Annotated in this window: 13 protein-coding genes and 1 pseudogene; 5 read left to right on the top strand and 9 right to left on the bottom strand. The window is 69.0% G+C overall.

The features are described from left to right. Window positions 1-6: 6 nt before the first annotated feature. Genes ACFJGX_RS15105 through imuA form a run of 3 tightly spaced genes read right to left on the bottom strand, consistent with a single transcriptional unit; the run spans window position 7 to window position 2,084 of the window. Entirely contained in the window at window positions 7-471 is a 465-nt protein-coding gene (locus ACFJGX_RS15105; RefSeq protein WP_382326482.1) for a hypothetical protein, read from the bottom strand. 1 nt (window position 472) lies between these two features. Next, window positions 473-1,318: a Y-family DNA polymerase gene (locus ACFJGX_RS15100; RefSeq protein ID WP_382326480.1), complete on the bottom strand. Its 846-nt coding sequence runs from the start codon at window positions 1,316-1,318 to the stop codon at window positions 473-475. Beyond that, window positions 1,263-2,084, bottom strand: a complete 822-nt coding sequence (imuA, locus tag ACFJGX_RS15095) for a translesion DNA synthesis-associated protein ImuA (protein WP_382325421.1) — start codon at window positions 2,082-2,084, stop codon at window positions 1,263-1,265. Before imuA ends, ACFJGX_RS15100 begins: the two co-directional genes overlap by 56 nt. A 412-nt stretch (window positions 2,085-2,496) precedes the next feature. Between imuA and ACFJGX_RS15090 the strand changes: the two genes are divergently transcribed. Both ACFJGX_RS15090 and ACFJGX_RS15085 read left to right on the top strand, forming a co-directional pair. Further along, window positions 2,497-2,847, top strand: coding sequence for a nucleotidyltransferase domain-containing protein (locus tag ACFJGX_RS15090; RefSeq protein ID WP_382157089.1), 351 nt, complete (start codon window positions 2,497-2,499; stop codon window positions 2,845-2,847). Between the two features lie 19 nt (window positions 2,848-2,866). After that, on the top strand, window positions 2,867-3,358 hold the full coding sequence (locus ACFJGX_RS15085) for a hypothetical protein (RefSeq protein ID WP_382325423.1): 492 nt from the start codon (window positions 2,867-2,869) through the stop codon (window positions 3,356-3,358). A gap of 9 nt (window positions 3,359-3,367) precedes the next feature. On the opposite strand, the gene ACFJGX_RS15080 is transcribed toward ACFJGX_RS15085, so the two are convergent. Together ACFJGX_RS15080 and ACFJGX_RS15075 are read right to left on the bottom strand one after the other, a co-directional pair. After that, on the bottom strand, window positions 3,368-4,498 hold the full coding sequence (locus ACFJGX_RS15080; protein ID WP_382328720.1) for a PLP-dependent aminotransferase family protein: 1,131 nt from the start codon (window positions 4,496-4,498) through the stop codon (window positions 3,368-3,370). Next, entirely contained in the window at window positions 4,411-4,911 is a 501-nt protein-coding gene (locus tag ACFJGX_RS15075) for a DUF2917 domain-containing protein (protein ID WP_382328718.1), read from the bottom strand. The genes ACFJGX_RS15080 and ACFJGX_RS15075 overlap by 88 nt, the downstream gene beginning before the upstream one ends. Window positions 4,912-5,027: 116 nt before the next feature. On the opposite strand from ACFJGX_RS15075, the gene ACFJGX_RS15070 reads away from it, so the two are divergent. The 3 genes from ACFJGX_RS15070 (at window position 5,028) to ACFJGX_RS15060 (ending at window position 7,566) form a co-directional block, all read left to right on the top strand. Beyond that, entirely contained in the window at window positions 5,028-5,978 is a 951-nt protein-coding gene (locus tag ACFJGX_RS15070; RefSeq protein WP_382157084.1) for a LysR substrate-binding domain-containing protein, read from the top strand. A gap of 21 nt (window positions 5,979-5,999) precedes the next feature. Beyond that, window positions 6,000-6,638 (top strand): endonuclease III, encoded by a 639-nt coding sequence (nth, locus tag ACFJGX_RS15065; protein ID WP_382157082.1) that lies wholly within the window; start codon window positions 6,000-6,002, stop codon window positions 6,636-6,638. Between the two features lie 112 nt (window positions 6,639-6,750). Further along, window positions 6,751-7,566 (top strand): phosphate/phosphite/phosphonate ABC transporter substrate-binding protein, encoded by an 816-nt coding sequence (locus ACFJGX_RS15060; RefSeq protein WP_382325426.1) that lies wholly within the window; start codon window positions 6,751-6,753, stop codon window positions 7,564-7,566. 16 nt (window positions 7,567-7,582) lie between these two features. On the opposite strand, the gene ACFJGX_RS15055 is transcribed toward ACFJGX_RS15060, so the two are convergent. The 4 genes and pseudogenes from ACFJGX_RS15055 to ACFJGX_RS15040 form a co-directional block, all read right to left on the bottom strand. Beyond that, complete coding sequence (locus tag ACFJGX_RS15055) at window positions 7,583-8,656, bottom strand: DUF2931 family protein (protein WP_382326478.1); 1,074 nt, start codon at window positions 8,654-8,656, stop codon at window positions 7,583-7,585. 175 nt (window positions 8,657-8,831) lie between these two features. Next, a complete protein-coding gene (locus ACFJGX_RS15050; RefSeq protein WP_382325432.1) occupies window positions 8,832-10,043 on the bottom strand; it encodes a contractile injection system protein, VgrG/Pvc8 family in 1,212 nt (403 codons plus the stop codon). 278 nt (window positions 10,044-10,321) lie between these two features. Next, a complete protein-coding gene (locus tag ACFJGX_RS15045; protein WP_382328716.1) occupies window positions 10,322-10,843 on the bottom strand; it encodes a histidine phosphatase family protein in 522 nt (173 codons plus the stop codon). 29 nt (window positions 10,844-10,872) lie between these two features. Then, window positions 10,873-11,686: pseudogene (locus ACFJGX_RS15040) on the bottom strand (adenosylcobinamide-GDP ribazoletransferase). Between the last annotated feature and the right edge of the window lies 1 nt (window position 11,687).

Raw genomic sequence — 11,687 nt, 5'->3', positions numbered from 1 at the left:
GTGCCTTCAGGCGAAGTGCCCATGCAGGTACCAGGCGGGCGCGCCGTCCAGCCGGGTCTGGAACACCCACAGCACGCCGGCCTGCGGGGACAGGGCCACCCAGTAGTCGCGCACCACGTTGCGCATGCGCTCGGCGCCTTCGACGCGGTCCCACCAGCCGCCCTCCACGCGCTGCGGCCCGAGCAGCATGACCAGTTCGCTGTCGTGGTGGACCGGCCGGTGGTCGCGCACGGCCAACCGCAAGGGCATGGGCAGCACGAAGCCGGGCTGTGGCAGTTCGGTGCCGGGCGCGCCCTGGCGCGGCAGGGGCAGCGTGGCCGGCTGCCAGCGGCACATCCATTCGGGGCGGTGGTCTTCGCACAGCACCGGGCGCAGCACGCGCTGCGGCCCCAGGCGGGCGGAGAGCCGCTCCAGCACCAGGCCCAGTTGCTCGCCCTGGCGCACGGTGTCGGGCAACAGCGAGGCGCTCACGTCATGCAGCGGCCGCACCTCGGTTGCGCACCATCACCAGGTCGCCCACGGGCGCGAGCAGTTTCACGCGCGCCAGGTGCTCACCCAGCAGGCGGCAGAGGTGTTCGATGTCGCGCGTGGGCTCGGCGGTGCGGATGGTGATCTCGCCGCCCTCGCCCGCCGCGCGCGCGCGCATCGCGTCGTGTGCCCAGCGCAGCGTGAAGGCGGTGACGCCCGCGCGCCGCGCGGCCAGCCAGCCGCTGAGCACGCGCAGCAGGCGCCGCGCGCCGAACAGCAGGGCCGGCGCCTGCTCCACGCGGGCCATGAGTTCGAGCCGCTCTTCAAAATGCTCGGGCAGCGCCACCCAGTCGTGCGCCTCGGGCGCGGTCCCGTAGGCCTGGTCGAGCGCCTGCAACAGGAGCTGGTCGAAGCGGCGGCCCAGGCCGCTGCGCGGCAGCGCGCGCACGTCGCCCAGCGTGCGGCAGCCGATGTGTTCGAGCGTGAGCCGGTGCGGCCGCACGGCGCTCAGCGTGTCCATGGGCAGGGTGTCGAGCAGCGCGGCCAGCGGGCGTTGGAAACCGTTCTCGATGCCGGCGCGCGCCAGCGCGAGCGCGGCCAGGCCGTTGGGCGCCCAGGCCAGCTGCGCCACGCCGAGTTCGCGGGCTTCGCCCCACACGCGCTCGCGCAAGGCACGGCGGCCACCGAACAGGCGCGCGCTGGCCGCCACCTCCATGAGCACGGCTTCGTCGGCCAGGGCTACGCGGGGCGTGAACTGCAAGGCCCAGGTCGCCAGCGCGCGCTGCGGCGCGGCCTCAGTGGGCGGGGCTGTGCCGGCGCTCGGGCTGGGCAGCAGGGCGGACCACAACATGCTCGTTCTCTTCGGTTCGGGGCATCCACCGGCTGGGCTCACGCAGCCGGGGTGGGAGGATGGTGGCCAGGCCACCCGGCACCGAGGGCAGGTGCAGGGTGGCCTCCAGCGGCGGGCCCTTGCGCTTGGCGATGCGCAACTGCAGCTCCCAGTCCACCCCCACGCAGGCCTGCACGCGCAGCGGCGCGGCCGACGACTCGCCCAGGGCGTGCATGGGCCGGCACACGAACACCGGCGACTCGAAGCCGGTGGCGAGCACCTGCAGCCGGCGGATCTGCGCTGCCCTCGCCCGCGGCAGCCAGGCGACGATCGCGCCGCCGGCCTGGGCCTTGATGAGCTGCTCGGCCGACCACAGGCGCTCGGCCGCCGTGTCGGCCTGCACCCAGACCAGCTGGCGCTCGTCGAGGCCTTCGAAGCGCAGGCCGGGCAGGTGCGGCGACAGCGGCGGGCCGATCACCACCACCGCCTGCCCGGCGGCACAGACTTGGCGCAGCGCCGGCCCGAGCAGGCGCCATTCCAGCGTGCCGCTGTGCGGGGTGAGGATTTCGGTCAGCCCGTGGCCGGGCCAGCCACCGCCAGGCAACTGCGCGTCCAGCGCGGCGAAGCCGCTGGGCCACACCGCCGAGACCGGCGCGCCGAGCTGGTCACCCCGCCACAGCGCCGCGGCCACGGCCGCCGACAGGCCACCAGCGGGCGGCGGCACCGGGCGAACGGGTGTGGGGGCCGGGGACGGATCGTCCTCCTGCCAGAAAACGGCGGGCAGCATGGCGGGATGGATGCGCGGGGAAAATGGGCAGCTTCAAAATACTGTATCTCCGTACAGTATATGAAAGCCCAAGTCCTGTCCATCTGAAGGGCAAGCGGCGGTTCATTAAATATTGTGGGGGTCTACGTTTTTTGTAGAATGCGCCATGGTTCCCGTTCACTCCGCTCGACGCTCTGCCCGGCCTTCTTCCGGGGGATCGGGTGCGCCCGTCTCCCTGCTTTCGCCTGCGGAATACGCCAAGGCCTATGGGATCAGCGCGGAACGGGTGCGGCAGTTGTGCCGCACCGGTCGAATCCCGGGCGCCGCCCAGCACAGCCTGGGGCCGCTGACCCTGTGGCTCATCCCCTCGGATGTGGCCGACCCGAGGCTGCCCCGGGGCAGGCCCGCCAAACCAAGGGCACCTGAACCCCCAATGCACGTGCAGACGCGGGCCCACCCCAGGCTCTCGCTCCACCAACCTGATGCCGGCACACAGCGGCAGGCCGAAGCGCGTCTGCGCCTGGGTCGGCAAGAGGCGCGCGCAATCATCGCGGCCATGAAGAAAAAAGGCGTGACGGTCCGGCTCTTCGGCTCGATGAAAACAGGCCAGACCACGCCCCACTCCGACATCGATCTGCTGATCACCGACCCCGGGCCGCTGGGGGCCATGCGCGCGGTCTCCGAAACGCTGGCCGAGCGCCTCACCATCCCGGTGGATGTCGTGGCCGAAGAGACCATCGGACCCGACGCCTTTGCCCGCATACAGGACAGCCTGAATGCATAGAAGAGACTTCGAGGCCGAGATGGCCAAGCTCGACAAAGAGCTGGAGGAGTTCGGGCGCTGGGAAGCTCAGAACCCCGCCGCAGGGGACTGGGCTTACGGCAAGCTGGCCGGCGCCACGGTCAACAGCGTCTATACCGGCATGGAGACCATTCTGGAAGCGATCCTCAAGCGGACGGACCCGCCCATGGCGCAAGACCCGGCCTACCACGCCAGGTTGATCAAGACCGCCGCGGCCGCCACCGGGACACGCGATGCCTTGATCAGCGAAGCGCTGCAGCAACTGCTGGATGATCTGCGCGGCTTTCGCCACGTGGGCCGCAGGCGCTACGGCAGCGAGATCGACCCGGAGCGCGCCAGGCACGTGCTGCACAACGCCAGGCAAGCAGCGCCGCTCTTTCGCCAGGAAATGGCCTTGGCCATCACGGCACTGGAAGAAGTGCTGGCCGTGGCCGAGGCGGAGCGGCTGGAATCCCGCAAGGCCGAGAGCCGCACCAAGAAGCGCTCTGGCTGACGACGCCGCTCAGACCGCCTGGCCCAGGCGCCCGATCCCTTCCTCGATCTTCTCCAGCCCCACGGTGGCGAAGGACAGGCGCAGCGTCGCGTGGTCGGGGTTGCGCGCGAAGAACGGCGCGCCAGGCACGAAGGCCACGCCTTTTTCGATCGCGCGCTTGGCCAGCTCACCGCCGTCCTTCACCTTGCCACCAGCACCCGTGAGGCTGGCCCAGACGAACAGGCCGCCCTGGGGTTGCACGAAGTCGATCGCGTCGCCCAGCTCGCGGCGCAGGGCGTTGCCCATGGTGGTGGCGCGCTCGGCGTAGACCTTGCGCACCTTGTCCAGCGTAGCGGGCATGCGGCCGGCCTTGAGGTACTGCGCGGCGGTGGCCTGGGCGAAGGTGCTGGTGTGGGCGTCGCTGAACTGCTTGCACATGGTGGCCTTGGCCAGCAGCTCGGCCGGGCCCACCATCCAGCCCACGCGCAGACCGGGGCTGAGCACCTTGCTCAAGGATCCGCAGTGCACCAGGCGCTCGCGGCTGCCGGGCACGCTGGGGCTGAGCGCGAGCAGGCTGGGCGGCGGGGCCGCGCCGAAGTAGAGGTCGCCGTATGGATCGTCTTCGACGATCAGCGTGTCGTGCTTCACCGCCATCTCCAGCACCCGCTTGCGCCGCTCCAGGCTGAGCAGGCCGCCGCTGGGGTTGCCGAAGGTGGGGATGAGGTAGACGAACTTGGGCTTGTGTTCGGCGATGAGCTTTTCCAGCTCGTCGGTCTTCACGCCGTCGCCGTCCACCGGCGCGCTGATGAGCTCGGCGCCGTAGAGGCGGAAACACTGGATGGTGGCGAGGAAGGTCGGGCCTTCGACGATGACCTTGTCACCGGGCGAGACCAGGGTCTTGCCCAGCAGGTCCAGGCCCTGCTGGCTGCCGGTGGTGACGATGAGGTCGTTCGCGCCCACGTCCTTCGCGCCCTTGCTGGCCATGAAGGCGGCCAGCTGTTCGCGCAGGGGCTGGTAGCCCTCGGTGGCGCCGTATTGCAGCGCGCCTCCGGCCTCTTCGGTCAGCGCGGCGTTCACCGCTTCACGGATCCCGTCCACGTCGAACATCGCGCTGTCGGGAAAGCCGCCGGCAAAACTGATGATGCCGGGCTTGCCCAGCAGCTTGAAGAGTTCGCGGATGGCGGAGGTTTCGACGTTGTTGAGGCGGTCGGCGAAGGGGATGGTGAAGGGCATGGTGGCGGTTTCCGTGAGGTCGTGATGGACAACGGCCTCCATTCTCGCGCACCGGCGTGGGGCGCCCTCAGGCGGTTGCGCAGACCGCGCGCGCGGCGCCGGGGCAGCCAGTTCCAGCGCGAGGCGGTGGCGCGCCGCGCGCAGGGCAGCGGCTCCAGCCGCAGCACGGCGGTCTGCAGGGCGTAGGCGATCACGCGGTGGTGCGGTTGGGCGACGAAATGCTCGCCCGCGTTGAGGATCACGTCCTGCTGGTCGTGGTCCAGCGTGATCCAGACGCTGCCTTCGCGGCAGACCAGGCGCAAGGCGCCCGAGGGGATGGCCTTCACGGCCCGGTGGGGCATGTTCAGGTCCACGGTCAAGGTGTCGGTTGTCATGGAACACTCCTTTCGCATCAGGGATGTGCATGACTGTACGGAGCCGTCCTATACTGGACAAACGTTCATTTCGAATGCTTCGCATGCCATTCAAGAATGTGAAAACCGGCGCCGAACTGCTCCCGCTGCCGCGCTCGCAGATGCTGCGGCTGGACCTGCTGCCCTGCTTCGACGCGGCGGCGCGCACGCTGAGCTTCACGCTGGCCGCGCAGGAGCTCAACCTCACGCAGTCGGCCGTGAGCCGGCAGATCCAGCTGCTGGAAGACAGCCTGGGCACGCCGCTGTTCGAGCGGCGGCACCGCGCGCTGGTCTTGACCGAAGCCGGCGAGGTGATGCAACGGGCCACGCGCGATGCGCTGGAGCGGCTGCGCGACGCCTCGGCGCGCGTGCGCCCCGGCCCGCGCCTGCGCCAGGTCGCCATGACCTGCACACAGGGTTTCGCTTCGCTCTGGCTGATTCCCCGCCTGGCCCGCTTCGCCGCCGACCATCCCCTGGTGGACGTGCGCATCTCCGCCACGATGGACATGATGGACCTGGAGCGCCATCGGCTGGATGTGGCGGTGCGCTTCGTGCCGTCCAGCGCTGGCCGCGGGCGGGCGCTGTTCGAAGAAGTGGTGCAGCCCCTGTGCGCGCCGGCCCTGCTGCGCCAGCCGGGCGCGCCGCTGCGCCAGCCCGCCGACCTGGCCCACCACACGCTGCTGACCGTGGAAAGACCCGCCGGCCACGCCATCACCTCGGACTGGGACCCCTGGTTCCAGGTGATGGGCCTGCAGGACATGCGCATGAAGAACGCCATGCACTTCACCCAGTACGCCGACGCGGTGGCCGCCGCCGTGGCCGGCCAAGGGGTGGTGATCGGCCGGTTGCCGCTGCTGCAGTCGCTGCTGGACAAGAAGCAACTGGTCGCGCCCTTCCGCAGCGGCGGCGCGGCCACGCGCCGGGGGTATTACGTGGAAGTGGCGGAGCACGCGCACGACAACCCCGACGCGCTGGACTTCGCGAACTGGCTGCGCGCCGAGGCCGAGCGCGGCTGAGCTGAGCGAGAATCCCAGCCCATGACGCCCACCCAGATCGAAGCTTTTTTCGCCACGCTCCAGGCCGCCAACCCCACCCCGCAGACCGAGCTGGAGTACACCAGCGTGTTCGAGCTGCTCGCCGCCGTGCTGCTCTCGGCGCAGGCGACCGACGTGGGCGTCAACAAGGCCACGCGCAAGCTGTTTCCGGTGGCGAACACGCCGCAGGCCATCCTCGACCTGGGGCTGGAAGGGCTGGAGGGCTACATCAAGACCATCGGCCTGTACCGCAGCAAGGCCAAACACCTGATGCAAACCTGCCGCATGCTGGTGGAACAGCACGGCGGCGAGGTGCCCGGCACGCGCGAGGCGCTCGAGGCCCTGCCCGGCGTGGGCCGCAAGACGGCCAACGTGGTGCTCAACGTGGCCTTCGGCGAACCCACCATGGCGGTGGACACGCACATCTTCCGCGTGAGCAACCGCACCGGCCTGGCGCCGGGCAAGACGCCGCTGGCGGTGGAACTGCAGCTGATGAAGCGCGTGCCGCCCGCCTACGCGGTGGACTCGCACCACTGGCTGATCCTTCACGGGCGCTACGTGTGCCAGGCGCGCAAGCCGCTGTGCCCGCGCTGCGCGGTGATCGCCTGTTGCGATTTCAAGGACAAAACCACGTCGCTCTGAGCCGCCCCGGGCGCCACCTCCAGGCGCTTGGAAAGCCACGTTCGTCGCCGCACCGGGACGCACGCCTTTGGTGCATCTAGGATGGCAACCTTCCATCCGGGGGAATATCAGAATGAAAGCATTGTTTGTGCGCACCGCGCTGGCCCTGTCGTTTTGCGTGGGCACAGCGGCCCATGCCAAAGACCTGATCCTGGCCATCAGCGAAGGCACGTCCGGCGGCACCGACCACGCGCGCGTGATCGCCAAGTACCAGGGCCTGGCCGATGTCATCGGCAAGAGCATCAACCAGAAGGTGAACGTGGTGTTCATCCGCGAGTTCTCCTCGCTCGAGGAAGGCATGAAGGAGCGGCGCTTCGCCCTGGCGATGGCGCGCCCGAGCGATTTCCCGGCGCGTGGCATGCGCGACTACGGCTACCAGTACGTGGCCTCGGCCAAGCCCGATGGGCAGTGCCTGATCGTCGTGCCCAAGGAGTCGGCCTACAAGACGGTGGCGGACATCAAGGGCAAGCGCTTGGTGCTGCCCGAGCCGGCGGCCTACATGGCCAAGTTCTGCGCCTCGGCCCTGCGCGACGCGGGTATCGACATCGCCAAGGAGAACGTGCAGCGCGTGCGCGAACAGGGCGCGGTGCCGTTCTACCTCACCAACAAGTTCGCCGACGTGGGCGGCGTGGCCTCGTACTCGGGCGTGGCCAAGTCGCTGGACAAGACGGGCCACCGCGTGCTGCACACCAGCGTGTCGCAGCCCTACTTTCCGCTGATCGTGGACCGCGAGTTCACCCCGGCCCAGATCGATGCCATGCAGAAGGCCCTGCGCGCCCTGCCCGACTCCGAGGCCGGCCAGGCCGTGCTCAAGAGCGTGGGCATCCAGGCCTTCGACACCAGCGCCGAGAAGAAGCTGCGCGAGCTGCTGGGCTGGCTGGGGTTGTAAGCGGGAAGCCCACCATTCACACCTGCGGCCCGTACTGGAACAGGCGCCGCTCCTCGGGCGTAATCTCCTCGGTCTTGTTGCCCGGCCAGTGGGTGAACGGCTCCAACTCGAAGTGCTGCGTCTTGCCCACCGGCAGCGGCAGGCGCACGTCGCCCTTGACCAGGGTTGCCGTGAACCGCCGGAAATCGTCACTCACGTGCACCTCCACCCGCGCCATGTCGGCTTCGCCCGGCAGGTAGTCGTTGTCCTCCAGCGTGCGCTTCGGGAACAGCTCGTCGAACGCCGCTCGCACTTCGCTCAGGTCGGATTCGCTCACCGCCCGCTCGCGCAGGGAGAAGCTCAACCACAAATGGTGCCGCTTGCCCTGCAGATCGTGAAACCAGAACTTGGCCGTGTCAGGAATGCCGCGCATACGGTTGATCTGGGTGTAGGTGGCGATCTCCCATTGGCCCACCGTCTCGGCCTCGGCATTGCCCTGGTAACTCTCCAGCTCGGTCACGCGCGACACATTGCCCGTCATCACGTGCCGCCACGGGAACTTCACGCGGATGTGCCGCATGTACCACATGGCATCGGGCCGCCAGCCGGCCTTCACGCGCTCGTGCGTTTTCGCGCTCATGCGGCCCAGGCCGATCCAGCGGTCTTCGGCCAGTGTGAAAGTGCCGCCCGGCAAGCTGTTGTTGTAGCTCTGACGGGTCATGTCCGGCAACACCACGGCCCGGTACTGCGCTAGCTCCACCTGACTGCCCAGGCCAGCGGCCCAGAGCATCACATGGCCGTCTGGGGCGATGCCAATGCGCACGTCGTCGTAGCGCGGCCGGACCTTGCCATAGGTGACGTCTTTGTCGATGATCTGAGGTGCCTGGACGAACAAATCGAACAGGCGGCGCAACGGCAGCTCGGCATCCAGCTGATAGAAGCGGTCATCCAGGTAGTCGTAGTACTTGAGCCGCAGGGTCTTGGGCAGGCGTGCGCCCTCAGAGTTGGTGCCCCCCATGCCGGTACCCCCAGCCCCCCAGGCCGCGCCAAAACCGCTGTAGAACTCGCCACCAACTGCCCCTCCGCATCCTTCATCCAGTTGTCGTTCCATAGCGTCCTGATGGTTCCACTCTCCCTGGGAGCGATGTCAATGCCATAGCGGCAAAACGAGATATCCCATTTCATGGTGGCGGTCTCGGGGGTAGCGTTTCGCATGAAGAGCACTTTGAAGAATTGGGCTTGAGCGGAGCCGGTGGTCAGGCCCACGCCGAGCGCGCCGGCCTGGGTCAGCCAGCGTCGGCGAGTGAGGGCGAGCGAGAGAACGGGCGAGGGATCAACCGAAGACATGGCGGCGCTCCAGTTCGTTGCCGTTGGTGTAGCGAGGCGCCATGCCGATGCGGTCGCTGAACGAGAGGTGTAGATACCGGCGCCGGAAGGCCCTGGCCTGCTCGGTACCCAGGTTCGCCTCCAGCCCCCAGCTCTGCTGCGCCGGCTTGCACGGCACAAAGGCGTTGTCTTTGGTGAAAGCGCGCAGCTGTTGCTGCACCTGGGCCACCTCGGGGGTGTGCGCCTGCATGTCGGTTTTGAGCTTGTCCGGGTACTGCGTGGTGGTGTGCCGCTCGGCCATGTCCACCATGAGCGAGAGGCCCACCTTGTAATAGTCGCCCTGCACCTGGCGCGCATGGCGATGAGGCCTCCCCGCGTGGGGCTGACGGTCCTGCTCGGTGTACCAGCCCTGGGCGTACACGAAGGCCCGTGGCCCGGGCAAGGTGGTGGTGCCCTCGTGGTCGTGAACGCTGCGCAGGGGCGGCAGGTGGCGCACTGGCTCCGGGCTCCAGCCCGGGCTGCACCGCCTGGAACGCGCCGTTGTGGTCGCTCCAGATCAGCCGGTGCACCCCGCCACTGTGCTCGAAGTGGTGGTTGATGCCCCATTCCTGCATCAGGCGGCTGACGAATTCGTAGTCGCTCTCGTTGTACTGCACCGTGTAGTCGCGCCGGGGGTAGCGCTCGATCAGGCGCTTGTCCGCCGCGAACGGGTACTCCCCCAGCACCGCCTCGATGATCTCCACCGGGCTCTGGTCCTGGAAGACCTTGCAGTCGGTGCTCAGCGTGGCCAGGTGCAGCCAGGGCCGAAGGGTGAACTCCACCAAGGCGTGGCGCCCGGACTCGCCGATGTACCGGGCTTCGGTGATCAGGCCCGAGATCTCCCGCACCCCCGCGCCCTGGTTGGCCCCGGCGCCCCCGGGCACCCCGGGCACGAAGCTGCCCTGGCCTTCGAGTTCGAGGCAGCAGGTCAGCTCTCGGCCGATGAAGCGGTTGAGGTCGAGATGATTCCCACCACCGCCTTCCGCGCTCTGCAGCACCAGCCGGTACTCGAACAGCGTGTTGAGGCCCTCCTCGCCTTCGAGCTTCAGGGGCTCCAGCAAGGGAACACCGTTCACCTCGGGAATCGCCGCGCTTCGGATCGTCAGCCCACGCCGGGGGGTCGATGGGGTCATGGCAGTCCTCCTGAATGTTCTCGTTGAGATGGCGACGCATGCTCGGCCACCCTCAACGATTCATCCAAGGTCGGACTTCACTGGATTGACATCCACAGCGCAGTCGTATCTCTCGCGGAATGCGCAACCCGTTCCTTCAAACCAGAAACTCGACGCCAAAAAACATCAACCTGCAGCAACGCGTGAATGGGCATGCGTCGTGGGAGTCTCTGCAGACGGGGCTGCGGCGTCAGAAGGACGCAACACATTCAAACACCGAGAACGGCACACGGGGACGCTCAGAGCTCGACCGTCACCCACCCGCCCGGCTCGGGCGCGTCCTTGGGCCACTCGGCCGCTTCGCGGATGTGCACACCGCCACTGTCGAGGATGTGCCGCACCGCGCGGATCACGCCGGCGTGCGTGATCCAGAGCACGTCGGTGCTGGTGGCGGGTCGCAGTTCGCCCAGCGCGGCGGCCACGCGGTAGAGCAGCATCTGCGTGCTCTCGACACCGCCGAAGCGGTGGTGCGCGAAGTCGGCCATCCAGGCGTCGAAGGCCTCGGGTGGCACGGCGTCCCAGCGCTGCAGCTCCCAGACACCGAAGTCCATTTCGTTGAGCCGTGTGTCGATGCGCGCGGCGCCCAGGTCGCTGCGCTCGGCCTGCAGCGCGGCCGCGAGCTGTTGCGCGCGCAACAGGCCCGACACCCACACCGGCGTGCCCGGCGGCAGCAGGGGCGAGACCGCCATGGCCGCTTCGCGCGTGAGCGCGGCATGGGCCGGCACGTCGCTCGACCCGTAGCACAAGCCCGGGCCCAGCATCACCGGGGCGTGCCGCAGCAGCCAGAGCTTCATGCGAGCACCGGCAGCGCCAAAGCCAGCCCCAGGTAGAACAGCAGCTCGCACACCTGCTGCGTGGCGCCCAGGCCGTCGCCGGTGAACCCCTGCAGGCGGCGCTGCAGCAGGCGCCACATCCAGGCCAGGCCGACCAAGGCCCCCAGCACCGGCAGGCCCCCAGGGCGCGCCCGGCAGCAGCCACCCCGCCAGCGCCATCGCCAGCGCCCACCAGAGCAGGCCGGCGAACAGGCCGGCGTTGGACAGGCTCTCGGCCAGCGGCTTGCTCTTGGACTGCGGCGTGTCCCCCACGTGCGGCAGCGTTCGGATGACCAGCAAGGGCATGGTGCGCGAGGTGACGTGCGCCGCGAACAGCGCCACCACCGCCAGCCAGCCGCTGCCTTGGGCCAGCAGCGCGAGCAGCGCCACCTTGGTGAGCAGCACCAGCACCAGCGCGATGGCGCCGTAGCTGCCGATGCGCGAGTCTTTCATGATCTCCAGCGCGCGTTCGCGCTGCGCGCTGCCGCCCAGGCCGTCGGCCAGGTCCGCCAGGCCGTCCTCGTGGAAGGCGCCGGTGAGCATCACGCTGAACACGGTGCTGAGCACCACCGCCACCCACAGCGCGGCAGGCACCGGCGGCAGCAGCGCGAGCAGGCCCCAGAGCACCCCCGCCGTGAGCCCGCCCACCACCCAGCCCACGCCGGGGAAATGCGCCGCGCTGGCGCGCAACATGGCCGGGCTGAAGCCCACCCAGGCGGCCAGCCGCCCCGTGACCGGGATGCGGGTGAAGAACTGCAAGGCGAGCAGGAAGTGGCGCGCGAAAGCGGTCATG

It is taken from the genome of Hydrogenophaga sp. UC242_50, from assembly GCF_042697355.1.
Taxonomy (GTDB): domain Bacteria; phylum Pseudomonadota; class Gammaproteobacteria; order Burkholderiales; family Burkholderiaceae_C; genus Hydrogenophaga.
Note: the sequence above shows the minus strand (reverse complement) of the source record. Positions and strands in the feature narration are given on the sequence as shown.